The organism is Sphingomonas sp. OK281 (assembly GCF_900115295.1).
GTDB lineage: Bacteria > Pseudomonadota > Alphaproteobacteria > Sphingomonadales > Sphingomonadaceae > Sphingomonas.
In genome coordinates, this window is the sequence record NZ_FOVZ01000002.1 from 769,375 (window position 1) to 792,692 (window position 23,318).

Sequence of the window (23,318 nt, forward strand, 5' to 3'; positions counted from 1 at the left end):
CACGCCCCCGGTACCCGGCAAAGGCTTGCGCGCCAAACCCCGTCTTCCTACGCCCCCATCATGCAGACCCAGCCGATGCACGAAGAGATCGTCCCCGACAGCGAACACAAGGGCTTGGTCGGCCGCCTTCCGCCAACCCTGCGCGGCCTCGCGCTGCTCGCCCGCTTCGACCGCCCGATCGGCTGGTGGCTGCTGTTCTGGCCGGGCGCCTGGGGCGTCGCGCTCGCCGGTGGCGCGGTGCAGCGCTGGGACCTGATCCTCTGGCTCCTCGCGGGCAGCATCGCGATGCGCGGCGCCGGGTGCGTGTTCAACGACATCGTCGACCGCGATCTCGACGCGCAGGTCGCCCGCACCCGCGCCCGGCCGATCCCGAGTGGGCTCGTGTCGATGAAGCTCGCCTGGGTCTGGCTGATCGCGCTCTGCCTGATCGGCTTTGCGGTCTTGCTGCAACTGACCTTCCTGGCTGCCATCGTCGCGCTCGCGAGCCTCGCCCCCGTCGCCGCCTACCCGTTCATGAAGCGCATCACCTGGTGGCCGCAGGCGTGGCTCGGCATCGTCTTCTCCTGGGCCCTACTGGTCGGCTGGAGCGACATCGCCGGCGCGCTCGATACGCCGATGTGGCTGCTCTACGCCGGCTCGATCGCGTGGGTGATCGGCTACGACACGATCTATGCGTTGCAGGACCGCGAGGACGACGCGATGATCGGCATCCGCTCCTCCGCGCTCCGCATGGGTACGCATGTGAAGGCCGGCGTCGGCATCTTCTACGTTGCCGCCGTCGCCCTATGGGTAGCAGCGTTCTGGCAAGTCCGCCCCGACCCGCTCGCGATCGCCGCGCTCGTCCCCGTCGCGCTCCACCTCGCCTGGCAAGTCGTCACGCTCAAACCCGACACGCACGAGGGCGCAGGCACCGCCGCGCTCGCTCGCTTCCGGTCGAACCGTTTCGCCGGACTGCTGATGTTCCTCGCCTGCGTGGTTGTCGGCACGAGCCTGCATCCCTAACTCGCTGATATGCTGACCCCAGACCAAGCCCGCGACCGCGCCCACGACATCGTCCAGCGCGCGAGGGCGGCCGGCGCCGACGCCGCCGACGCGGTCTTCGCCGCCGATGCCGCGCTCGACGTGTCGATCCGCCTCGGCAAGCTCGAGGATATCGGCCGTTCCGAGAGCGAGGACCTCGGCCTGCGCGTGTTCGTCGGCCAGCGCTCCGCCAGCGTCTCCACCTCCGACCTCTCGACCGCCGCGATGGACGCGCTGGTCGACCGCGCGGTGGCGATGGCGCGCGAAGCCCCTGAAGACCCCTGGGCCGGCCTCGCCCCCGCCGACCGCCTGCTCCACGGCATCACGCCGATGCTAGGCCTCGACGACGGCGGCGAAGCCAGCCCCGAGCAACTCCGCGACGCCGCGCTCGAAGCCGAAGACGCCGCCCGCGCGGTCCCCGGCGTCTCGAACAGCGAAGGCGGCGGTGCCAGCGCCTCGCGCAGCGTATGGGCATTAGCCACCAGCCACGGTTTCGCCGGAGCCTATGCCGCGACCGGCTACGGCGTCTCGGCCAGCGTGCTCGCTGGTGAAGGCGGCAATATGCAGCGCGACTATGCGCACAGCAGTGCCCGCCTCCGCGCGCATCTCGAATCGCCCGAAGCGATCGGTCGCCGCGCTGGCGAACAAGCCGTCGCGCGCCTCAACCCCGGCCGTCTCGTCAGCGGCCCCACCACGATCGTCTACGACCGCCGAGTCGGCGGATCACTGGTTGGCCACATGCTCGGCGCGATCTCCGGCCAGGCGATCACGCGTAAGACCAGCTTCCTGCTCGACTCGCTCGGCAGCCAGGTGTTCGCGCACGGCATCACCATCCGCGACGATCCGCACCGCCCGCACGGCCTGCGCTCGCGGCCGTTCGACGGCGAAGGCCTGCCCGTCTCGCCGAGCGACATCATCGAGAACGGCATGCTCGAACGCTGGCTGCTCGACTCCGCCTCGGCGCGTCAGCTCGGCCTCGAGCCGACCGGCCACGCCGCGCGCGGTGTCGGCGGCGGGCCCGGCGTATCGACCAGCAACGTGTTCATGGAACCGGGCCATGTCCCGCTCGAAACGCTGATCGCCGACATCGAGTCGGGCGTCTACGTCACCGAACTGATGGGCGGCGGCGCGAACGGCGTGACCGGCGACTATAGCCGCGGCGCAGCGGGCTTCAGAATCGAGAACGGCCAGATCACCACGCCGGTCGCCGAGTTCACGATCGCCGGCAACGTCAAGGATATGTTCCTCGCGATGACCCCCGCCAACGACCTCGAATTCCGCTACGGCGTCAACGTGCCGACGCTACGTGTGGAGGGCATGACGGTGGCGAGTGGCTGAGCGGTATCGCGGGCCGGAGAGGTCGCCGGCATGGCTGCGCGCGATGGCGGATGCGGTAGCGAAGATCGCCGCAGAGGCCGGCGCGATGGCGCACGATCGCTTCGACACCGACTTCCAGCGCTGGGAAAAGACCCCCGGCAGCCCGGTCTGCGAACTCGACATCGCGATCGACCGCATGCTCAAGGCGCGACTGTCGACGTTGCTCCCCGAAGCTGGCTGGCTCTCCGAGGAAACCGCCGACAACGCCGATCGCCTAGCCCATGACCTGCTCTGGGTAGTCGACCCGATCGACGGCACCCGCGACTATATCCGCGCGCGTCCCGGCTGGTGCGTCTCGGTCGCCTTGGTCGACCGCGGCAAGCCGGTGATCGGCATCCTCGAAGCGCCGTCCCGCGATGAACGCTGGCACGCGGTCGCAGGGCAGGGCGCGACGCGCAACGGCGTACCGCTAAAGGCCGGCAACCGCACCGACTTCCCCGGCAGCCGCACGCCCGTAGACGCCCTCCCCAAAGCCGACCGAGACCTCGTCATGGTCCACAAACCCAATTCTATCGCGCTCCGCATAGCCATGGTTGCCGCCGACGAAGCCGACCTCGTCGCCACGCTCCGCTGGGGCAACGAATGGGACATCGCCGCCGCGATCCTGATCGCGAGCGAAGCCGGCGCAGTGGTGACCGATGCGCTGGGTGCGCCGCTGGTGTTCAACAAGCCGCGGCCGCAAGCGTTTGGTGTTGTAACGAGCGTCCCCGGTATCCACACCGCCGCCGTTACTCGCCTCGCGGATCGGGCAAGGGCAATGAACGCCTAGAGCCGAACGCCCCCGTCACGCCGGGCTCTTTCCGGCATCCACGGTGCCGCACAATCTAGCGATGTTGGTTCGCGGAACCGTGGCCCCCGGAGAAGGGCTCTTCTGAGCGAAGTCGAAGGGCCTGGGGTGACGGGGCGATTGTCGGGCTGTCGAGACCTCAATACGCGCCGGGAAGCTGAATGTCCGATCCGGCTTCGCGCGAAAACCAACCGATCCTCACCTGCCAAGGGGGAGGTGGCGGGCGCAGCCTGACGGAGGGGTGGCAAGCGGTCGCGCCCGTTCTGCGTCCTCCCCGCCACCGACTCCGGAAAAGAATGCAAACGAACGATCAGGACGTCGGAAGCCCTTGCAGAACCGCCTTCGCTTCATCCGCCGCCAGGTAATTGCACGCATATTGTGAGGGATTGCCACCACGAGTAATCCAGCGGATCCGCGACGAGCCGGAAGTCGCCATCTTGTCCAGGATCTCGCGGTTGATCGCCACCCTGACGAAGCTGGGGTTGGTGCAGGTCATCATGATAACTCCCTTCGGCACATTGCAGGCGGTCTGGACGACCTGCCATGTCGAGGGCAGTTTATAGGTGTCGTTGCCGATCAGGATGTAATTTTCCGAGATCGGCAGGCCGGCGCGCTCCATGACCAGATTGATGACCGGCGGTTTGCCCGCCGGTGCCAGTCCTTCATAGAACACGTTGGTATAGTAACTCGAATCCGACCTGACGGTGATATCGCGCGCGCCCGGGATTTCCTTGTTCTTCTCACGCTTGATCTTGACACGCTTGTCGACGGGCATCGCATCGTACTTCGCGCGGTTCCTGATCTGCGTTTCGTTCAGCTCGCAGTGCGCGGCGGTCATCTCCGCGGTCGCGGCCACGCGCGCTATCGCCGTGGGCGAGGCAATCACGGGTGGCGGCTTCTTGAAAAGGCCGAACAGTTGCGCACCGGAAAGCATCGCCGCCGAGTTCAATATCGTCAGAGCAACATTCATCATGCCAGCGTCCCTTCCGTCGTTGCCACACCGAAAGGATGCAGAACCGCGTTCCGATAAACAATCGAAATCACCGGCTTAGCAATCGGAGGTACTTATCCCGTTCGACAAGCGCGGGCCATACACCGACGCATCACGTTCCTTCCTGTTCTCCCGCGAAGGTGGAAGCCCAGTCTGGACGCCCGCCTCCGCGGGGAAACATGTCCTACTGGTTCGAACGGTATAGCTGCCCGACTGCGCCTGATCGCGCGCGGCGATCCGCGTCGCCATGTCGCCGGTAACTGGAACGCGCGGCGTCTCGTACGCGACCGGCCGATATCCAAGCTTCAGCGCCTCGTTTCCTCGATACTTTGATCTTTGGAAACCGTTCGTGTGTAGCGGGATTACAGGCTCACCTCACCCTGTCCGGTCAACGACCCCAGCGCGGTGGACGAGTTTGCCCTTCGTCTTGCTGGTCAGGTGAAAATACGCACACCGGTCGCAGCGATAGGCCCGGAGTGGGACGCGTCCGGCGTTCGCCACCACGAGCGCATCGGTTTCGGAGACGAAGCGCGCTTTGCGACGGCAGACGCTGAGCCGGGTGCGCTTCACCGCCTCAATCCTTGTACTTCATCTCCAGGAAGCGACCGCGGGTCGAGAGGTTGTCGAGGTCGCTTTGCGCCAGCCGCGCGGTCATCTCGCCAATTTCCTGTTCGATCAGCTTCAGGCCGTCGACCAACTCGGCGTCGGGCGAGCGCCCGTTGCGCGGCGTCGTGCGGAGCGACGCCGGCACCTTCTCGTATTCCTTGACGAAGGCGGGAAGTTGTTCGCCGATCAGCTTCCGCACGTCGACCGCTTCCTGCGTATTCGCGTCGAGCGTCGCGAGTTGCGGCGTCAGCGTTTCGAGGCGCAGGCCGATCCGGTCGACCAAAGTCATCGCCGGTGCGGGGAGGGCGGGGCGCTGCGCTTCCAGCCAGCGTTCGGTTTGAGCCGGGAGCGCACGGATGTCGACTGCCGCGAGCCGCTCGGGCGTCGGTGCGCGTTCCGCCGGCCACACCGCGAACAACACCGTGGCCGCGACCAGCAGCGCCATGACCAGCATCGCGCCGCCGATCCCGAGCGGCATGATCCAGCCGATCACCATCGCCGCGATCAGGATCGCCACGTCGGCGACCGCGATCCGGGTCAGTCGCTTGCCGATCGCCTGCGTCTGCCGTGCCCGCCCTCGCGATGGCGAGTGTGCGATGACGGCGCCCGTCCGGTCGTCGGAAATGCGCGACCAGGAGGCGCGGGCGCTGGCGATGGCGTCGTCGACTTCGCTCACGAGGGTTACATCGCCTCCAGCTTGAACGGGCTGGCGGACGGTCCGCCGAGCTGGCCTTGGGTGGCCCCTTCAGCCCGCGCGATATACCCACGCGACTTGTCGACCTCGTTCGACAGCGCGCCGACGGTGACCTTCATCGAATCGAGCGCCTTCAGCTTGAACACGTCGATCGCGTCCATCGTGTCGTAGATGTTCTGGAACGCGCGTTGCAGCGTCTCCAGCGGGATCGTCGCCGACGCGGCCTGTTCGTGGATCTGCGCGGTCTGCGATTTGAGCAGCTTGCCGGTCGAATCGATGATGTTCGCGGTCGTCGTGTTGAGCGCGGTGATCTGCTCGAGCACCAGCTTCTGGTTGGTCAGCGCCTGCGCCACCGTCACCGCGGTGCGCAGCGCGGAGACGGTCGTGGTCGAGGCGCGGTCGACACCCTTCACCAGCTCGACATTGTTCTTCTTGACCAGATCGAGCGCGAGATAACCCTGTACGGTCACCGCCATCTGAGTCAGCAAATCCTGCGTGCGCTGGCGCGTATAGAACAGCGCGGTCTCGCGGATTGCCTTCGCCTTGGCGGGATCGCTGTGATCGAGGTCGTTGGCGACGTCCTCCAGCTTGGCATCCATCGTCTTCGACAGGTGGATCATCTGCTCGAGCCGACCCATCGCCGCCCACAAATTGGCGCGCTCGGTATCGATCGCGGCGTTGTCCATTAGCAGCTCGTCCTTGCCCGAACCGAGGCTCTTCAGGATCTGCGCGATGTGCGTCTGCGACGATTTGTAGCCGTCGAAATAATTGCGCATCTTGCCACCGAACGGGATGATCCCGAACAGCTTCTGCGGCGCGGTGAGATTGCCCTTCTTGCCCGGATCGAGATCCTCGACGACGCGGCGCAGCTCGGCGAGGTCCTTGCCGACGCCGGTCTCCTGATCCATCGCCTTGACCGGGCGATCGAGGAAGCGGTTCGACTGGCCGGCGGCGTCGCGGATTTCCTTCGCGCCCATCGCGGTGATCGCGTCGACCCGCTTGCCGAATTCGGGCGAATTGACGTCCTGCGCGACGAGATCGGTGACGAAGCCCGACACGCGCTCCTCAAGCTGCGACTTCACGCCGGCATCGACGGGCACCAGCCCGGACGCCTTCGCGGCCGCTACGGTGGGCACCGGATCGGGCGGGGTCAGCACTAGGCCCGGCTCTTCCGTCAGCGTGTTCGGGGTCGTCGCCATACAAGTGTCTCCGTTCGGTAGGGCATGGTGGCTGCAACCCACCCCGCGTTCAAGTGGCGTATATAGATAATACACTCGGGCTTGCCAACTGCTCTCCTTGAAACCGGGCGGTCGCGTGGACAGCTTGTCGGCGACATCACAGGAGTTCCAGCATGCGCGCCATCGGCTATACCAAGTCGCTCCCGATCGACGATCCGCAGTCGCTCGTCGATCTCGACCTCCCCAAGCCCGAGGCGTCCGGCCGCGATCTGCTGGTCGAGGTGAAGGCGGTGTCGGTCAACCCGGTCGACACCAAGATCCGCCAGCGTCGCGAAGATTCCGACGGTAAGCCGCAGGTGCTGGGCTGGGACGCATCGGGCGTCGTCGTCGCGATCGGCCCGGACGTGACCGGGTTCAAGGTCGGCGATGACGTGTTCTACGCAGGCGCGATCGACCGGCCGGGTACCAATTCGGAGTATCACCTCGTCGACGAGCGTATCGTCGGTCACAAGCCGGCGTCGCTCGACTGGGCGCAGGCGGCGGCGCTGCCGCTGACCTCGGTTACCGCGTGGGAGACGCTGTTCGACCGGCTCGACGTGCGCAAACCCGTCCCCGGCGCGGCGAACGCGATCCTGATCATCGGGGGGGCAGGCGGGGTCGGCTCGATCACCATCCAGCTCGCGCGGCAGCTCACCGACCTGACCGTGATCGCCACCGCCTCGCGCGACGAGACGCGCGGCTGGGTCGAGGACCTCGGCGCGCATCACGTGATCGACCACCGCAAACCGCTCGCCGCGCAGGTCGAGGCACTCGGGCTCGGCGCGCCGGGGTTCGTGTTCTCGACGACGCATACCGACGAGCACATCGCCGAGATCGGCGAACTGCTGGCGCCGCAGGGACGGCTTGCGCTGATCGACGATCCGAAGACGCTCGACATTGTGCCGCTCAAGCAGAAGTCGATCTCGGTCCACTGGGAGCTGATGTACACGCGCTCGCTGTTCCAGACTGCGGACATGGGCGAGCAGGGCAAGTTGCTCGACGAGGTCGCGCGGCTGGTGGATGCGGGGACGATCCGGACGACGCTGGCGGAGAATTTCGGGCGGATCGATGCGGCGAATTTGCGGAAGGCGCACGAGCGGATCGAGAGCCACACGGCCAAGGGGAAGATCGTGCTGGAGGGATTCTGAGCCTTCCGAATTTCCAGAGCGTTCCGTTAACTTAGGCCACCACCCCGGCGAAGGCCGGGGCCCAATTGGTGACGTTGCTAACGGATGGCGGCGCTCCATTATTGCCACCTTTCCAATTGGGCCCCGGACTTCGCCGGGGTGGAATGGAGGGTGGGGCGTTGCAGGTCGGCGCCACCTCACGATCCTCCCCCGCAAGGGGAGGTGGCAGGCTCTTGCCTGACGGAGGGGGCGGCACGCGCCAACCTCTGCTCCGTATCCTCCCCCTCCGTCCCCTTCGGCGACACCTCCCCCTGGCGGGGGGGATTGCAATATCCGCTCTGGCGCCCCGGCAAACACACGATACGCTGCGCACCATGCTTCGCCCGCTGATTCTTGCGCTCGCCCTCCTCCCCGCGGCAGCCACGAATCGTCCCCCGCCAGCCGACCCGCTCACCGCCACGATCCACACCGAAGACGCCGACCGCTTCGCGACCCTCTTCGCCAAGACCAAGGGCAAGCCGACCACCGCGCAACTCAAACGCGACTATCTCGACAAGGGCAGTTTCGGGATCGGCGTCTTCACCCCCGGCCGGATCGTCGACGCGGACAATCTCTCGCGCGCCATCGACGCCAACCCGACCCGCTACGCGCAAGCGATCAAGACCTGCCTCCCCGCCGCCAAGGCCGCCACCGCCGATCTCCGCGCGATCTATCTCGGCCTCCACGGCGCACTCCCCGACGTTAAGCTCCCGCAAGTCTATATAGTCTTCGGCGCGAACACCTCCGGCGGTACGGCCAAGCCCGGCGCGCAGGTGCTCGGGCTCGAAGTGCTGTGCCGCATGTCGCCGACGCCCGAGAAACTCCGCCAGACGCTCCGCCACTTCTTCGCGCACGAGACGGTGCATTCCTTCCAGCAGGACGCCGGCATGACGCTCGCCCGCGACCCGCTGCTCACCGCGATCCTCGTCGAGGGCGCCGCCGACTTCATCGCGCAACTGGTCACTGGCGAGGAGCCCGACGCCGCCCGCGCCGCCTGGGCCACGCCGCGCGAGGCCGAACTCTGGCGCCAGATGCAGGCCGACATCGCGCTCACCCGCAAGCTCACCGACCAGGACGACCCCGAGGAAGGTTCGCCCGAAGCCAAGGCGTACGCGCGCTGGATCGGCAACTACTCCACGCCACCCGCCGACTGGCCACCCGAACTCGGCTATTGGATGGGCCTGCGGATCTGGCAGCGTTACTATGCCGCCGCACCCGACAAACGCGCCGCGCTGAGGGCAATGCTGGCGGTTCGCGATCCCCGTGCTATTCTCGCCGCCGGAACATACAAGCGCCGCGGAGGTTCCCTCTAAAGGCGACGAAATCCCGCTGCATCTTCCCGCGGCGCAACAATTACGCTATGGCGCGCGCCAACCCCGTTCCTCGTTTCAAGAGAATACATTCATGAGCCTCCGCAACGTGGCGATCATTGCGCACGTCGATCACGGCAAGACGACGCTGGTCGACCAGCTCTTCCGCCAGTCCGGCACCTTCCGCGACAACCAGCGCGTCGAAGAGCGCGCAATGGATTCGAACGACCTCGAAAAAGAGCGTGGCATCACCATTCTCGCCAAGCCGACCTCGGTCGACTGGACCCCTCCCGGCGAGTCCGAGAGCATCCGCATCAACATCGTCGACACGCCCGGCCACGCCGATTTCGGCGGCGAAGTCGAGCGGATCCTGTCGATGGTCGACGGCGTCGTCCTGCTGGTCGATTCGTCGGAAGGCGCGATGCCGCAGACCAAGTTCGTCACCGGCAAGGCGCTGGCACTCGGCCTGAAGCCGATCGTCGTCGTCAACAAGGTCGATCGTAACGACGCGCGCATCCAGGAAGTGCTCGACGAAGTGTTCGACCTGTTCGTGTCGCTCGACGCGAACGACGACCAGCTCGACTTCCCCGTGCTCTACGCATCGGGTCGCAACGGCTATGCATCGACCGACATGGACGCGCGCGAAGGCACGCTGATCCCGATGTTCGAGACGATCGTGAAGCACGTGCCGCCGCCCGCCGTGGAAGTCGCCGGCGTGCCGTTCACCTTCCTCGTCACGCTGCTCGACCGCGATCCGTTCCTCGGCCGCGTCCTCACGGGTCGGGTCAATTCGGGTACCGTGAAGACCAACCAGGCGATCCACGCACTCGATAACGACGGCAAGATCATCGAGACCGGTCGTGCGTCCAAGATCATGTCGTTCCGTGGTCTCGAGCGGGTTCCCGTCGACGAAGCCAAGGCTGGCGACATCATCTCGCTCGCAGGTCTTTCGGTCGCGACCGTGGCCGACACGATCGCCGACATCACGGTGACCGAGCCGCTGCACGCGCAGCCGATCGATCCCCCCACGCTGTCGATGCGTTTTGCCGTGAACGATTCGCCGATGGCGGGCCGTGAGGGCAGCAAGGTGACGAGCCGCATGATCCGCGAGCGTCTGTTCCGCGAAGCCGAGTCGAACGTCGCCGTGAAGGTGACCGAGGCGGCCGATAAGGACAGCTTCGAAGTCGCCGGCCGCGGCGAGCTTCAGCTGGGCGTGTTGATCGAGACGATGCGCCGCGAAGGCTTCGAGCTGGGCATCTCGCGTCCGCGCGTGCTGTTCGGCGAGGACGAGAACGGCAAGAAGACCGAGCCGTACGAGACCGTCATCATCGACGTCGACGAGGAGCATTCGGGTACCGTCGTCGAGAAGATGAACACGCGTAAGGCCGAGCTGACCGACATGCGTCCGTCGACCGGCGGCAAGACCCGCATCACCTTCTCGGCGCCGTCGCGCGGGATGATCGGCTATCATGGCGAGTTCCTGTCCGACACGCGCGGCACGGGGATCATGAACCGGCTGTTCGAGAAATACGGTCCGCACAAGGGCGCGATCGAGGGCCGCAAGAACGGCGTGCTGATCTCGAACGGCTCGGGCGAGGCGAACAACTACGCACTGGGTCCGCTCGAAGAGCGCGGCATCCTGTTCGTGGGCCACGGCGAGGCGCTCTATGAGGGCATGATCGTCGGTGAGAACGCCAAGCCGGACGACCTCGAGGTCAACCCGATGAAGACCAAGGCGCTGACCAACTTCCGTGCCTCGGGTGGCAAGGACGACCAGGTCCGCCTGTCCCCGCCGAAGCGCGCGACGCTGGAGCAGGCGATCGCGTACATCGACGACGACGAGATGGTCGAAGTCACGCCGAAGTCGATCCGCCTGCGCAAGCGCTTCCTGGATGCCAACGAGCGCAAGCGGGCCAGCCGGGCTAAGCAGAGCGCCTGAGGCCAGCGAAGGCGAAGTCCGGCTGAGCCTCAGGCGCTCGGCCGGCCTCGCCAAAGCGAGGTCCGACGACACGGCTTCGCCGTGTCGCGCTGGTTCGGAAATGCAGAAGGGCCGGGGGGAAACCTCCGGCCCTTTTCGTTCGTGCTAGTATGAAAGGCAGAACAAACCCAATTCTTCCCCCCTCCCTGGAAGGGAGGGGCCGGGGGTGGGTCGGCTTCCGCATCATGGCACGGCTGTGGCTAAAGCTGGCCGACCCACCCCCAACCCCTCCCTTCCAGGGAGGGGGGAATGGCGGCCTTCACGGCGATGTAGCGAACTAAATCTAGGCTAAGGAACTGCAAGCTCCTCTCCCACTGGGAGAGGAAGAGACGCCGAAGGCGGCGAAGGTGAGGGCACGGTGCGCTACCGTAAGGAAAGGGCCCCCACCCTCAGGCAGCAGTAATCCGCCCACCCCGCGCCAACATCTCCCCACTCGTCACAATAACCCGATCCCCAAGCCTGACCTGCTCGAAAATCAGCTTAGCAAACGCAGTCGGCACCCCAACACACCCATGCGTAGCGTACTTCCCATCCATCAACGCGCTGCCATGGATCGAAACCCCATCATTAGTCAGCCGCATCATGTACGGCATCGGCGCCCCGTACAGGTTCGACACATGGTGAGCGTCCTTCTGCGTAATCTTGAACACCCCAAGCGGAGTAGGCTTCTCGTCCGCCCCATAGATCACGGCCGCCGTCCCGATCTCGTACCCGGCGCGAAAGATCGACAAGGTCTGCGCCACCAGGTCGACGGTAATCACGATCGGCCCCTCGGGTACGCCCGCCGTATCCCAATAATACGCCCCATGCCGCAAAGGCTCGGGCACGTTCAGCACCCGCTTCACGACATACGCATCGGCCGGTTCCTCCGCAGCGACCGCAACCGGCTTCGGCGTGACCTTCGCAACCGGCTCAGCAACGGGAGCCTTGGCCACCCGAGCAGGCGCCTCGATCGCCCGCACCTTCACCGGCGACCCGGACAAGGCCAGTCCACCGATCAGCACCGCACTCCCGCCAAGCACGGCAAAGGCGATCGCTCGCGTCGTCATCATCCTGCGCATCGCCGCACCCTATCCGATATTCGTAAACATTGCCCAGCAGTGCCGCGCCGCCCGTGTCCCCGCGCGGGACCAACCCCGCCAGCTATACCGTGGGTTAACAACCCGTTCCGAACCAGTTCAGACCGAATCGCCTAAATCCTGAAACACGGTCGGACACTTATGCGTTTGTCCCAAGCGGACCGGGCGTAACTAGTAACGGAGTTCGGAAGATGAACGGATTTTTGAAGAAGGCAGGCCTCGGCGTGGCACTCGCCGCAACGGCTCTGACGGCGGCTGCACCGGCCGACGCACAGCGCTGGGGTCGCGGGGGTTATGGGCGCGGTTACGGCGGCGGCTGGCACGGTCATCGCGGTGGCGGCAACGCGGCCGGTGCAGCGGTACTGGGCGGCATCCTGGGCCTCGGTGTCGGCGCGGCGATCGCCAGCAGCAACAACCGCAACCGCGGCTATTACGACGACGGCTATTATCGCGGTCCCCCGCCGCGTGCCTATTACGCCGAGCCGGTGCGGACCTACTACCGCGAGGATTACCGTCCGCGGTGCTGGAACGAATGGCGGGTCGATCCCTATTATGGCGACCGGGTCGCGGTCCAGGTCTGCAACTGATCTGGTCATCGAACAGAGAAGCGGCGTCGGGAGCAATCCCGGCGCCGCTTTTTCGCGTCGCGTCTTTTTTCTGGCGCGTCCCCGGTGCTTGCCGCTAGACGCGCGACCATGACCGACACGCCCCACACCCCCGAGACCGAAGCCGCCGCCACCCCGGCCGCAACCGGCGACACGCCGCCCGATCGCCTGTCGATCAACCAGCGCAGCCCGTTCTTCCAGCAGGACCTGCTCGAACGCGGCATCGGCATACGCTTCAAGGACAAGGTGCGCCACGACGTCGAGGAATATTGCATCTCGGAAGGCTGGATCCGGGTCGCGCTCGGCAAGAAGGTCGACCGCAACGGCAACCCGCTGACCCTGAAGCTGGTCGGGCCGGTCGAGGCTTGGTTCGAACGTCCGGCAGCGGGCGCGGACACTGACGAGGGCTGACCTATCTTCCCCCCCTCCCTGAAAGGGAGGGGCCGGGGGTGGGTAGGCTGCTTGGGATCCACCCGAGCCCGCCAACAGGCCGACCCACCCCCAACCCCTCCCTTCCAGGGAGGGGCGTAAGGAGAAGGTTAAGCCTCCACCCCTTCCAGCGCCTCGCTAGCCTCGAGCCACTTCGCCTCGCTAGCCTCGAGCTTCGCATGCACCTCGGCGCGGCGCTTGCTCAAATCCCCCATCGACATCCGCGAAAACCGCGGCTCCGCAGTCGCCGGATCGACCATCGCGCGGTCCAGAGCATTGCGCTCCTTGGTGAACTTCGCGGTCTGCTCCTCGATCTCGCGCAGAGCCTTCCGCAGAGCCGCGTCATTACTCTTCGCCTCGGCCGCAGCCTTCTTGCCCGCCTTCTTGTCGGCCTTCGACGCCGCATCGCCCTTGCCGCCGTCGCCCTTCAGGACGAACGCGATGTAATCGTCGAGGCTGCCGTCGAATTCCTTCGCCGTCCCGTCATCGACCAGCACCAGCCGGTCCGCGGTCAGCTCGAGCATATGCCGGTCATGGCTGACCAGCACCACGGCGCCGGTATACGCATTGAGCGCCTGCACCAAAGCCTCGCGCGCATCGACGTCGAGATGGTTGGTAGGCTCATCGAGGATCAGGAGGTGCGGCGCATCGCGCGTGATCAGCGCCAGCGCCAGACGCGCTCGCTCGCCACCCGACAGCTTGCCGACCCGGGTCGTCGCCTTGTCGCCCGAGAACCCGAACCGCCCCAACTGCGCGCGCACGGCGGCCGGGGTCGCGCCCTTCATCAGGTGCGACATATGCTCGATCGGCGAATCGGTCGGATCGAGTTCCTCGACCTGATACTGCGTGAAATACCCGACCTTCATCTTGCCCGACGACGACATCTCGCCGTCCATCGGCGTCAACTGCGCCGCCAGCAGACGCGCGAGCGTGGTCTTGCCGTTGCCGTTGCGCCCGAGCAGCGCGACCCGGTCGTCGGGATCGAGCCGCATGTTGAGCCGCTTCAGGATCGGCACGTCGGCATAGCCCACCGTCGCCATGTCGAGCGTGATCAGAGGCGGGCGCAGTTCGGTCGGGTTTGGGAAGCCGAACGACAGCGTCGGATCGTTGTAGCTCTCGGCGATCGGCTGCATCTTCGACAACATCTTCTGCCGCGACTGCGCCTGCTTCGCGGTGGAAGCCCGCGCGGAGTTCTTGGCGATATATTCCTGCAGCTTCTCGCGCTGCACCGCCTGGTTGGCGCGCGCCGCCTCGATCTGCGCGAGACGCTCGGCACGCTGCCGCTCGAACGCGTCATATCCGCCCGGATACAGCGTGATCTTGCCGCCCTGCAGATGCAGGATGTGATCGACCACGTTATTGAGGAAATCGCGCTCGTGGCTGACCACCACGATCGTCGCCTTGTAGCCCTTGAGGAAGTCCTCAAGCCACATCACCGCTTCCAGATCGAGATGGTTCGAAGGCTCGTCGAGCAGCAGGAGGTCCGGCTGCGAGAACAGCAACGCGGCAAGCGCGACGCGCATCTTCCAGCCACCCGAGAAGCTGTCGAGCGTCCGCGCCTGCATGTCCTCGTCGAACCCGAGCCCCAGCAGGATCTGCGCGGCGCGCGCGGGCGCGGTATAGGCGTCGATCGCGATCAGCCGCTCGTACACGTCGCCGAGCCGGTCGGGATCCTCGCTCGTCTCGCTCTCGATCATCAGCGCGGCGCGCTCCAGATCGGCTTCGAGCACGGTTTCGAATGGAGTCTTCACGCCGTGCGGTGCTTCCTGCGCGAGGTACCCGATCCGCGCGCCCTTCGGCATGTCGGCCGAGCCGTCGTCGGGCTCCAGCTGCCCTGCGATCACGCGCACCATCGTCGACTTGCCCGCGCCGTTGCGCCCGATCAGCCCGACGCGCGAGCCCGGCGGCAACGCGGCGGTGGCGCCATCGAGGATAACGCGTCCGCCCAGGCGCACCGTGATATTGTTCAGGTTCAGCATGGGCGTGCCGTTAGCAGATGCAGCATGGTTTTGCGAGGGGAGGGGTGTCTCATCGCTACGTCTGCCCGAGCCGAGCCGAGCCCCCCTCCCTGGAAGGGAGGGGCAGGGGGTGGGTAGGCTTCCGCATTATCGAACCGTGATGGCTCAAGCCAGCCGACCCACCCCCAACCCCTCCCTTCCAGGGAGGGGGGCAGACAGTCTCGCTAAACGGGAAGTACCTTGCTGGGCTACGCTTGCGGAAGCGCATGACGAAGCGGGTTTTCTCCTAACGCCACCCCGGCGAAGGCCGGGGCCCAGTTGGAAAGGTGGTCGTAACGAAGCGCAGTCCGCAGTTGGCAACGTCCCCCAACTGGGCCCCGGCCTCCGCCGGGGTGGTGCAGGTATTGGAATAGGGAGCCTCTAAAACTCCCTCCCCTTCAGGGGAGGGTCGGGGTGGGGAACTGCCCCGATCGACACGTCCGCGGAAACGCCCCACCCCAACCCTCCCCTGAAGGGGAGGGAGCTATCAGGTTTCGTCCGAAACGACGGCGTCAGAACTCTCACCGCCGCCCATTATCGGAGCCGCTCGCCCACCAACATGGACCCTCACCCCAGAAACCAACCGCGTCTGCGCAACCGCCGCCCCTGCAATCGCCGAACCGGAACGCAACACCCCCCGGTGCACCGTCACCCCATGCAACGCATCGGCCGGCCCCGCACCTGAGTCCGCAACGTCGTCCCGGTTACCATAATGCACCGAAACGCCAGCAACCTGCGCCGCGACCGCCGCCACGCCACCACCGCTAGCCAAACCAACACCCCGAACCCCAGGCTCGACCCCGGCATAAGCCTGCCGAAACGTCAGCGCCCGCTCCAGCGCCCCCTGCCAGCGATAGAACACATGCGCCCCAACCGTCGTGATCCGCGCAAGACTCGACGCCCACCAAGGCAAAATGCTCGTCGTATGAAACGACGTCGCCGCCCCGACCGGCGCATACACGCTCCCACCAAGCGCCGCCGCCGCCACCGCCCGCGCGCGATCCCAAGCCCCCGGCTCGCGCGCCCTGTTCATCGAACCGTCACACGTAAAGCTGAACTGGCACCCGGTCCGCCGCTCGGCCCCCTGATACACCACCCCGCAAACACTGTTCGGAAAGGCCCGATCGCGCACCCGGTTCAACACCACCTGCGCCACAGCCCGCTGCCCATCCTCCGACTGCGACCGCGCTTCGTAATACACTGCCGCCGTCAGGCAGTCGGCCGCACGACTCGCGTCAACGACAGAGTTCGACGTCAGAAACGGCGGGGCAACGAACGGCGTCGCAGCCGCAAACGGCACATCGGGCATGGCCGTGGCGATCTTCGCGGAGATGTCATCCGGCACATGCAACGCCATCCGGCTCAGCAAGGCACGCGAGTTCCGCTCAGGCTGCACCCGAGCGATCGCCGCCGGCCGATCCGCCGGCACGCACGACGTCGCCATCACCAGAGCGGGCAGGCTGATCAGCACATGGGGATAAAGGCCGTAACCCGACGTCTTCATCCCCCCGCTCTACGCCGAGGGATTTAGGGACTGGTTAACGCGGCACCCCTAATCCTCCCCTGCAAGGGGAGGTGGCAGCCCGCAGGGCTGACGGAGGGGTATCACGCTATCGAAGGGGCGATACCCCTCCGTCTGGCTTCGCCATCCACCTCCCCTTCCAGGGGAGGATCAAGACCTCAGTGAACGAACCGCGCCACCACATCACGATACGACCGCGAAACCTTCACGCTCGCCCCAGAATTCAACACCAGGAAGCATTCCCCGTTAGTATGCGGCTTGACCTGCTTCACCAGATCCAAATTCACGATCGTCGACCGATGCACCCGCTGGAACCTGCGAGGATCGAGCCGCTTCTCCAGATCCTTCATCGTCTCGCGCAAAATCAGCGTATTATCGCCGGTATAAATGCACATGTAATCGCCGGCCGCATCGATCCGCTCGATCGTGTCCACATCGACGCGGAAGATCTGCCCGCGATCCTTGATGTTGATGAGCTTCTCGAACCGGTTCGCCGACACGGCGTCGCCATCCGGCATGTCCGCCGCCGCATCCGGCGCGACATCGGCGAGCACTTCGCGCAACCGATCGACTTCCTCGACGCCGCGCTTCTCGCTCAAACGCTGCCGAACCCGCTCGATCGTATCGGCCAGCCGCGATTCCTCGACCGGCTTCATCAGGTAATCGACTGCCTGCGCCTCGAACGCGCGCAACGCATGGTCCGAATACGCGGTGACGAACACGAACAGCGGTGGCTCGACCTCCATCAGGCCCTGCACGACGGAGAACCCGTCGAACCCCGGCATCTGGATATCGAGGAAGACCAGGTCGGGCTTGTGAGTCTTGATCGCGCGAATCGCCTCGCGGCCGTTCGAGCATTTTTCGATGATCTCGACGTCTTCATGGGCCTGGAGTCGGAGTTCCAGCCCCTGGATCGCCAGCGGCTCGTCGTCGACGAGAATGGTACGGATGGTCATGCGGCCTCTCTGTTCACGTCTTCAAGCTGATACGGAATCTCGATCTCGACCGAGAATCCGCCAGCGGGCGTGGAGCGGGTTTCGAAACGATGGTCGGGCCCATATGCCTGAGCCAACCTGTCTCTAATATTAGCGAGCCCCACGCCTGTGGATTGGCTTGAACCGATCCGGCCCTCGATCAAGCCCGGACCGGTATCGGATACGGCGATCTGCACGCGTTCCCCGGCGAGCCGCACTTCGACGCAGATTTCGGCGCCTTCCTCCTGCGGGGTGACGGCATATTTGATCGCGTTTTCGACGAGCGGTTGCAGCAGCAGCGACGGCAATCGCGCGCGTTCGGCGCGCGGATCGATATCGAACTTCGGCCGCATGCGGTCCTCGAAGCGCATCTTCTCGATCTCCAGATACAGCTTCAGCTGGTCCACCTCCTGCGCGACGGTAACGTGCGCGGTCGGCTCGTTCGCCAGCGTATAGCGCAGGAACGACGACAGTCGGCTCAGCATCGCATTCGCCCGCTCGGTCTGCTTGAGCAGCACCAGCGTCGAAATCGAGTTCAGCGTGTTGAACAGGAAATGCGGATTGAGCTGATAGCGCAGCATCGCCAGCTGCGCCGACGACGCCTGGTTCTCGAGATGCTCCATCTGGTCGATCTGCTGTTCGACGATCAGGTAGAAGTTGATCCCGAAATACAGCGCCGACCACCCGAACAGCACCGTGAAGGTAACATACACCGACCCCAGCAGTCGCGTGAGCGTCACCCCCGGCGTCGCGGTCGCGATGAACGAGAAGGTGAACGCGTCGAGCACCGCATACAGGAACGTTGCCGCCGCCAGCGTCGCGATCGTCAGGAATATCCCGACCAGCCGGTTCATCCGCCGATACTGGCCGTACATCGTCGAGAGCAGCAGCGTGATGCAATATCCGACGATCGCCTCGACGATCACCGGGATCACCCCGTCGAGCGACAGCCCGTTCGAGATCGACACCACGCCGCGCAGCAGCAGGTATCCGCTCCACCCGACCGCCTGCAGGATCCAGAACGCCCGCGCCTTGTTCTCGAAGAACGGCCGCGCGGTGAAGGGCAGGCGCCGGGCGGAGTTGAGGGCGGACGAGCCGGAAGAGGCAGAAGAGGTAGCCATTGGCCCGCGGTCTTACACGCGGCGGCGAGGACACGCAAAAGCTGCGGCAGGTGAGGAGCGTGCACGGGTATGAATCTCCCGACAGCGCGCAAATCCAACGGACACCGCCCTCAATCTTTCCCCCCTCCCTGGAAGGGAGGGGCAGGGGGTGGGTCGGCTTCCGCACATCCCACCCTTCGAGACCCAAGCCGACCAACCCACCCCCAACCCCTCCCGCCCAGCAAGTGGGCAGGTCGGCCCATGCCCAGGCCTGACGACGAACACAGCATCCAGCGCACCACCGCATCTCACGCCGCCCCCGGACCAAACGCCCACTTGCAGCGCCCTCCCACCCGGCGCAAACCGCCGCGAGCATGGCCGCCCTCCGCACCCTGACCGCGACGCATCGCCGCTGGCTGCTGCTGGTGTTCGCCTGCGCCATGCTCGTACGTGCGCTGATTCCGACCGGGTGGATGCCGGTCGCCGATGCGCAGGGCTTCCGTATCGTGCTCTGCTCGGGCACCGGCCCGACGATACCATCGGCCCAGGCGCCGATGGAGCATGCCATGGCCGGCATGCATCACCGGAAATCTTCCGAGCATCATAGCCAGGGCCCCGAGCATCCGTGCGCGTTCGCCGGCGTCACCCCGGCGATCGACATGCCGACGCTCGCCGCCCCGCTACCCCCCGTCCGCATTCGCGCGACGCCAGCGCTTGCTCGCGTCCTAGTCACGATCGGCCACGGCCTCGCCGCGCCGCCGCCCCCGCAGACCGGTCCGCCCCCCTTCGCCTGACGCCGCACGCCGCTTCCGAGAAGCGCTGCCACGCCCAGAATCGAAGGACATTCCATGCCTACGCCCAACGCGCGAACCCGTGGGTTCGCCTGCGCCTCGCTGATCGCGCTCGCCACCCCGGCGGCCGCCCAGCTTGCCGAAGACGCCCCCAAGAAACAGACCGACATCCTGATCCTCGCGCGCAAGCAATCGCAGTCGATCGAGAACGCCCCGGCTACCCAGGCCAGCGTCGACGGCGCGACGATCGCCACCACCACGAACGCGATCAACGCCGAGGACAGCCTCAAATATTTGCCGAGCCTGCTCGTCCGTAAACGCCACATCGGCGACACGCAGGCGCCGCTCGCCACCCGCACCAATGGCGTCGGCGCCAGCGCCCGCAGCCTCGTCTACGCAGACGGTGCGCTGCTCTCCGCCCTGATCGGCAACAACAACACCAACGCCTCCCCGCGCTGGGGCCTCGTCAGCCCGCAGGAGATCGCCCGCGTCGACGTGCTCTACGGCCCGTTCTCCGCGGCCTATCCGGGCAATTCGATCGGCGCGGTCGTCAACATCACCACGCGCCTGCCGGACACGCTGGAGGCGACCGTGACCGCCGGCACCAACGTCCAGCGCTACGACCAATACGGCACGCGCGACACGCTTCCGGCGTACCAGGTCGGCGCGACGCTCGGCGACCGGTTCGGCCCGCTCAGCCTGTTCGCGAGCTACGACCACGTCACGAGCAACAGCCAGCCTCTGCTCTATGTCACCGCCTCCCGCCCAACCGGGACCAGTGCGACCGGTACGCCCGTCACCGGCGGCTATGACGACGTCAACCGCACCAACGCCCCGATCCGCGTGCTCGGCGCGAGCGGGATCGAGCATCAGCGACAGGATCGCTTAAAGCTGAAGGCCGCGCTCGACGTCACGTCCGGCATCCGCCTCACCTATGTCGGGGCGCTGTTCCTCAACGACACCGACGCCGTCGCGCAGACCTATTTGGCCGACGCCACCACCGGCCAGCCCGCTTATGCCGGATCGTTCAACGTCGACGGCCGCGCCTACACGGTCGCACCGAGCGCGTTCTCCGGCGGCACCTACGCGCAGGATCAGCGCCATTGGAGCCACGCGCTCTCGGCCACCGGCGCGTGGAAAGCGATCGACTGGCAGGTCATCGGCACGCTCTACGACTATGCCCATGACGTTCAGCGCGTCCCGACCACCGCGTTACCTGCCGCACGGACCGGCGGGGCAGGGACGATCGCCCGGCTCGACGGCACCGGCTGGACGACGCTCGATGCGAAGGCCGCATGGCACGGCGGCAACCACGTCGTCAGCGCCGGCGCGCACGTCGATCGGTTCGTCCTGAACAGCAACCGGTACACGACCACCGACTGGATAGCGGGTGGCGACGGCGTGCTGAACCTCCAGTCCAAGGGCAAGACCCGGACCGCCGCAGTCTGGGCACAGGATGCGTGGACGCCGATCGCCGACGTCACGCTGACGCTCGGCGGCCGCTACGAATGGTGGCGCGCCTATGATGGCCGCAACGTCTCATTGACCCCCGCGATCGCCGCGATCCAACCCGAACTGACCGCCGCGCGCTTCTCCCCCAAGGCGTCGCTGGCCTGGACCGCGAGCCCCAACTGGACCGCCCGCGCCTCGTTCGGCACGGCATGGCGCTTCCCGACCGTCGGCGAACTCTACCAGATCGTCACCACGCCCGTCGCCGCGGTCCCCAACCCGAACCTCCGCCCCGAACGCGCGCTGTCGGAAGAGATCAGCCTCGAGCATCACGACGACCACGGCCTCGTCCGCGTCGCGCTGTTCAACGAATCGGTGAAGGACGCGCTGATCTCGCAGACCGGTCCGCTCAACGGCACGACCACGCTCGCCACCTTCGTCCAGAACGTCGACCGGACGCGCGCTAGAGGCGTCGAGGCCGTCGTCCAGCGCACCGACATCGTCGACCGGTTCGATCTCTCCGCCAGCGTCACCTATGCCGACGCGACCACGCGCGCGAACACCGCCTTCCCCGCCTCGGTCGGCAAGCGCCTGCCACAAGTCCCCGCATGGAAGGCGACTCTGGTCGGCACTTGGCGCCCCGCCGACGGTATCGCGCTCACCGCCGCCGGCCGCTACGCCAGCCGCCTTTACGGCACGCTCGACAACAGCGATGTCGTCGGCAACACCTATCAGGGCTTCTACAAATACCTCGTCGTCGATCTCCGCGCGCAGTTCCGCGTCGGCGATCACTACACGCTCGGGCTCGGCGTCGATAACGTCGGCAACGACCGCTATTTCCTGTTCCACCCCTTCCCACAGCGCAGCTTTCAGGCCGATCTCACATGGAAACTGTGAAGGTGAAGGTGAAGGTGAAGGTGAAGGGGCAGGGCATTTCCTGGTACAACGCGGTCTGGCGCTGGCATTTCTATGCCGGGCTGTTCTGCCTGCCGTTCATTTTGTGGCTGTCGGTCACCGGCACGATCTACCTCTGGAAGCCGCAGATCGAGGCGTGGCAGGAGCGCGGCTACGACAACCTGCCGGTCACCGGCGCGCGCGCCACGCCGGAAGCGATCGTCGCCACCGCGCTCGCCGCACGACCGGGCGCGCGGTTCGGCAAATACGAACGCCCCGAAACGCCGACCCAGGCGGTCCGCGTCCTCATCGCGAAGGACGGCGTGGAGACGCGCGTCTATGTCGATCCCTACCGCGGCCAAGTCCTCGGCAGCGTCCGCGAGGACGCCCGACTGATGAAGACCATCTCCGCGCTCCACGGCACGCTGCTCGCGGGCAAGGTCGGCAGCTGGATCGTCGAGATCGCCGCCTGCTGGACGATCACGATGCTGCTCACCGGCCTCTATCTCTGGTGGCCCAGAGGGCGGAAGGGGCTTGCAGGAGTCCTATATCCCCGCTGGCGAAGCGGCCGCCGCCTGTTCTGGCGCGACACGCACGCGGTTGCCGGCATCTGGGTCAGCCTTGTGGCGATCTTCCTGATCGCGACCGGCCTGCCCTGGGCGAACGCCTGGGGCAGCTACCTCGCCGCGGTCCGTACCGCCACCGGCACCACCGACGGCCCGGTCGACTGGATGATCGCCGGCAAGCCCGCCGACAAATCGAGGGCGAAGATCGACGAACACGCCGAGCACCGCGGCATGACGATGGCCCCGCCGCCGCCTGTTCCGGCAACGCATCCCGGCGACCTCAACCGCATGGTAGCGGCGGCCGAGCACCTCCCGCTCGCCGCCCCGGTCCTGATCGCCCCGAAGCCCGGCACCGCGAACTGGACGATCGGCTCCGAGTCCGCAAACCGTCCCGAACGCACCCGCCTGACCCTGGACGGCGCCACCGGCCAGATCCTCGACCGCCGCGATTTCGCCCAGCGTCAATGGATCGACCGCGCGGTAGGCTATGGCATAGCCATCCACGAAGGCGCCTTCTTCGGCCTCGCGAACCAGATCCTCGGCACGCTGGTAACGACGTTGCTCGCCACCCTAGCCATATCCGGCACCGTTCTATGGTGGCGCCGCCGCAAGCCCGGCACGCTCGGCGCGCCGATCAGGCTGACCCGCCCCCGCTACGGCCCCCTCCTGATCGCAGGCATCGCCACGCTCGGCGTCGCGATGCCGCTGTTCGGCGCAACGCTCGTCGCGGTCCTCGCCCTCGACCGCCTCGTCCCACGCTAGACAC

General features: G+C 66.3%; 20 protein-coding genes. 11 read left to right on the forward strand and 9 right to left on the reverse strand.

Features of this window, described 5'->3' with window-relative positions:
- Positions 1–75 precede the first annotated feature (75 nt).
- Genes ubiA through BM244_RS09685 form a run of 3 tightly spaced genes read left to right on the forward strand, consistent with a single transcriptional unit; the run spans position 76 to position 3,166 of the window.
- Positions 76–1,002 carry a 4-hydroxybenzoate octaprenyltransferase gene (gene ubiA, locus BM244_RS09675; protein ID WP_093399080.1) on the forward strand — a complete coding sequence of 309 codons (927 nt, stop codon included), beginning with the start codon at positions 76–78 and terminating at the stop codon, positions 1,000–1,002.
- A gap of 9 nt (positions 1,003–1,011) precedes the next feature.
- The gene (locus tag BM244_RS09680) at positions 1,012–2,358 is read left to right on the forward strand and encodes a TldD/PmbA family protein (RefSeq protein WP_093398696.1); all 1,347 of its coding nucleotides are present in this window, start codon (positions 1,012–1,014) and stop codon (positions 2,356–2,358) included.
- A 43-nt stretch (positions 2,359–2,401) separates the two neighbouring features.
- Positions 2,402–3,166 carry a 3'(2'),5'-bisphosphate nucleotidase CysQ gene (locus BM244_RS09685; RefSeq protein WP_093398697.1) on the forward strand — a complete coding sequence of 255 codons (765 nt, stop codon included), beginning with the start codon at positions 2,402–2,404 and terminating at the stop codon, positions 3,164–3,166.
- Positions 3,167–3,494: 328 nt separating this feature from the next.
- On the opposite strand, the gene BM244_RS09690 is transcribed toward BM244_RS09685, so the two are convergent.
- The 4 genes from BM244_RS09690 to BM244_RS09705 all read right to left on the reverse strand — a co-directional run bounded on the left by BM244_RS09690 (position 3,495) and on the right by BM244_RS09705 (position 6,674).
- Positions 3,495–4,118: a hypothetical protein gene (locus BM244_RS09690; protein ID WP_175518152.1), complete on the reverse strand. Its 624-nt coding sequence runs from the start codon at positions 4,116–4,118 to the stop codon at positions 3,495–3,497.
- Positions 4,119–4,550: 432 nt separating this feature from the next.
- Complete coding sequence (locus tag BM244_RS09695; protein ID WP_093398699.1) at positions 4,551–4,745, reverse strand: hypothetical protein; 195 nt, start codon at positions 4,743–4,745, stop codon at positions 4,551–4,553.
- Positions 4,746–4,749: 4 nt separating this feature from the next.
- Positions 4,750–5,457, reverse strand: coding sequence for an amastin family protein (locus BM244_RS09700; RefSeq protein WP_093398700.1), 708 nt, complete (start codon positions 5,455–5,457; stop codon positions 4,750–4,752).
- A gap of 5 nt (positions 5,458–5,462) precedes the next feature.
- A complete protein-coding gene (locus tag BM244_RS09705) occupies positions 5,463–6,674 on the reverse strand; it encodes a toxic anion resistance protein (RefSeq protein ID WP_056066683.1) in 1,212 nt (403 codons plus the stop codon).
- A 152-nt stretch (positions 6,675–6,826) separates the two neighbouring features.
- Between BM244_RS09705 and BM244_RS09710 the strand changes: the two genes are divergently transcribed.
- The 3 genes from BM244_RS09710 to typA all read left to right on the forward strand — a co-directional run bounded on the left by BM244_RS09710 (position 6,827) and on the right by typA (position 11,107).
- Positions 6,827–7,840, forward strand: coding sequence for a zinc-binding alcohol dehydrogenase family protein (locus BM244_RS09710; protein WP_093398701.1), 1,014 nt, complete (start codon positions 6,827–6,829; stop codon positions 7,838–7,840).
- 353 nt (positions 7,841–8,193) lie between these two features.
- A complete protein-coding gene (locus BM244_RS09715; RefSeq protein ID WP_093398702.1) occupies positions 8,194–9,171 on the forward strand; it encodes a DUF2268 domain-containing putative Zn-dependent protease in 978 nt (325 codons plus the stop codon).
- Positions 9,172–9,262: 91 nt separating this feature from the next.
- Positions 9,263–11,107, forward strand: coding sequence for a translational GTPase TypA (gene typA / locus BM244_RS09720; protein ID WP_056051990.1), 1,845 nt, complete (start codon positions 9,263–9,265; stop codon positions 11,105–11,107).
- Positions 11,108–11,535: 428 nt separating this feature from the next.
- Here the strand turns inward: typA and BM244_RS09725 are convergent, their stop codons facing one another.
- The gene (locus BM244_RS09725; protein WP_254784363.1) at positions 11,536–12,195 is read right to left on the reverse strand and encodes a L,D-transpeptidase family protein; all 660 of its coding nucleotides are present in this window, start codon (positions 12,193–12,195) and stop codon (positions 11,536–11,538) included.
- Between the two features lie 221 nt (positions 12,196–12,416).
- On the opposite strand from BM244_RS09725, the gene BM244_RS09730 reads away from it, so the two are divergent.
- Positions 12,417–12,812, forward strand: coding sequence for a hypothetical protein (locus tag BM244_RS09730; protein WP_093398704.1), 396 nt, complete (start codon positions 12,417–12,419; stop codon positions 12,810–12,812).
- A 108-nt stretch (positions 12,813–12,920) separates the two neighbouring features.
- On the forward strand, positions 12,921–13,241 hold the full coding sequence (locus tag BM244_RS09735; protein ID WP_093398705.1) for a DUF3297 family protein: 321 nt from the start codon (positions 12,921–12,923) through the stop codon (positions 13,239–13,241).
- A 128-nt stretch (positions 13,242–13,369) separates the two neighbouring features.
- On the opposite strand, the gene BM244_RS09740 is transcribed toward BM244_RS09735, so the two are convergent.
- The 4 genes from BM244_RS09740 to BM244_RS09755 all read right to left on the reverse strand — a co-directional run bounded on the left by BM244_RS09740 (position 13,370) and on the right by BM244_RS09755 (position 18,873).
- On the reverse strand, positions 13,370–15,238 hold the full coding sequence (locus BM244_RS09740; RefSeq protein WP_093398706.1) for an ABC-F family ATP-binding cassette domain-containing protein: 1,869 nt from the start codon (positions 15,236–15,238) through the stop codon (positions 13,370–13,372).
- A gap of 505 nt (positions 15,239–15,743) precedes the next feature.
- Complete coding sequence (locus BM244_RS09745) at positions 15,744–16,760, reverse strand: cell wall hydrolase (protein WP_093398707.1); 1,017 nt, start codon at positions 16,758–16,760, stop codon at positions 15,744–15,746.
- 176 nt (positions 16,761–16,936) lie between these two features.
- Positions 16,937–17,734 carry a LytR/AlgR family response regulator transcription factor gene (locus BM244_RS09750; RefSeq protein WP_031393111.1) on the reverse strand — a complete coding sequence of 266 codons (798 nt, stop codon included), beginning with the start codon at positions 17,732–17,734 and terminating at the stop codon, positions 16,937–16,939.
- Positions 17,731–18,873: a sensor histidine kinase gene (locus BM244_RS09755; RefSeq protein ID WP_093398708.1), complete on the reverse strand. Its 1,143-nt coding sequence runs from the start codon at positions 18,871–18,873 to the stop codon at positions 17,731–17,733. The genes BM244_RS09750 and BM244_RS09755 overlap by 4 nt, the downstream gene beginning before the upstream one ends.
- A 353-nt stretch (positions 18,874–19,226) precedes the next feature.
- Here BM244_RS09755 and BM244_RS09760 point away from each other — a divergent pair, with 353 nt between their 5' ends.
- Genes BM244_RS09760 through BM244_RS09770 form a run of 3 tightly spaced genes read left to right on the forward strand, consistent with a single transcriptional unit; the run spans position 19,227 to position 23,314 of the window.
- On the forward strand, positions 19,227–19,646 hold the full coding sequence (locus BM244_RS09760; RefSeq protein WP_093398709.1) for a hypothetical protein: 420 nt from the start codon (positions 19,227–19,229) through the stop codon (positions 19,644–19,646).
- Positions 19,647–19,700: 54 nt separating this feature from the next.
- The gene (locus tag BM244_RS09765) at positions 19,701–21,989 is read left to right on the forward strand and encodes a TonB-dependent receptor (protein ID WP_093398710.1); all 2,289 of its coding nucleotides are present in this window, start codon (positions 19,701–19,703) and stop codon (positions 21,987–21,989) included.
- A complete protein-coding gene (locus tag BM244_RS09770; protein WP_093398711.1) occupies positions 21,977–23,314 on the forward strand; it encodes a PepSY-associated TM helix domain-containing protein in 1,338 nt (445 codons plus the stop codon). The genes BM244_RS09765 and BM244_RS09770 overlap by 13 nt, the downstream gene beginning before the upstream one ends.
- The last annotated feature ends 4 nt before the right edge of the window (positions 23,315–23,318 follow it).

Coding starts and splice junctions, on each gene's coding strand:
- ubiA (WP_093399080.1), top strand. CDS start 76: ATGCACGAAGAGATCGTCCCCGACAGCGAACACAAGGGCTTGGTCGGC.
- BM244_RS09680 (WP_093398696.1), top strand. CDS start 1,012: ATGCTGACCCCAGACCAAGCCCGCGACCGCGCCCACGACATCGTCCAG.
- BM244_RS09685 (WP_093398697.1), top strand. CDS start 2,402: ATGGCGGATGCGGTAGCGAAGATCGCCGCAGAGGCCGGCGCGATGGCG.
- BM244_RS09690 (WP_175518152.1), bottom strand. CDS start 4,118: ATGCTTTCCGGTGCGCAACTGTTCGGCCTTTTCAAGAAGCCGCCACCC.
- BM244_RS09705 (WP_056066683.1), bottom strand. CDS start 6,674: ATGGCGACGACCCCGAACACGCTGACGGAAGAGCCGGGCCTAGTGCTG.
- BM244_RS09710 (WP_093398701.1), top strand. CDS start 6,827: ATGCGCGCCATCGGCTATACCAAGTCGCTCCCGATCGACGATCCGCAG.
- BM244_RS09715 (WP_093398702.1), top strand. CDS start 8,194: ATGCTTCGCCCGCTGATTCTTGCGCTCGCCCTCCTCCCCGCGGCAGCC.
- typA (WP_056051990.1), top strand. CDS start 9,263: ATGAGCCTCCGCAACGTGGCGATCATTGCGCACGTCGATCACGGCAAG.
- BM244_RS09725 (WP_254784363.1), bottom strand. CDS start 12,195: ATGACGACGCGAGCGATCGCCTTTGCCGTGCTTGGCGGGAGTGCGGTG.
- BM244_RS09730 (WP_093398704.1), top strand. CDS start 12,417: ATGAACGGATTTTTGAAGAAGGCAGGCCTCGGCGTGGCACTCGCCGCA.
- BM244_RS09735 (WP_093398705.1), top strand. CDS start 12,921: ATGACCGACACGCCCCACACCCCCGAGACCGAAGCCGCCGCCACCCCG.
- BM244_RS09740 (WP_093398706.1), bottom strand. CDS start 15,238: ATGCTGAACCTGAACAATATCACGGTGCGCCTGGGCGGACGCGTTATC.
- BM244_RS09745 (WP_093398707.1), bottom strand. CDS start 16,760: ATGAAGACGTCGGGTTACGGCCTTTATCCCCATGTGCTGATCAGCCTG.
- BM244_RS09750 (WP_031393111.1), bottom strand. CDS start 17,734: ATGACCATCCGTACCATTCTCGTCGACGACGAGCCGCTGGCGATCCAG.
- BM244_RS09755 (WP_093398708.1), bottom strand. CDS start 18,873: ATGGCTACCTCTTCTGCCTCTTCCGGCTCGTCCGCCCTCAACTCCGCC.
- BM244_RS09760 (WP_093398709.1), top strand. CDS start 19,227: ATGGCCGCCCTCCGCACCCTGACCGCGACGCATCGCCGCTGGCTGCTG.
- BM244_RS09765 (WP_093398710.1), top strand. CDS start 19,701: ATGCCTACGCCCAACGCGCGAACCCGTGGGTTCGCCTGCGCCTCGCTG.
- BM244_RS09770 (WP_093398711.1), top strand. CDS start 21,977: ATGGAAACTGTGAAGGTGAAGGTGAAGGTGAAGGTGAAGGGGCAGGGC.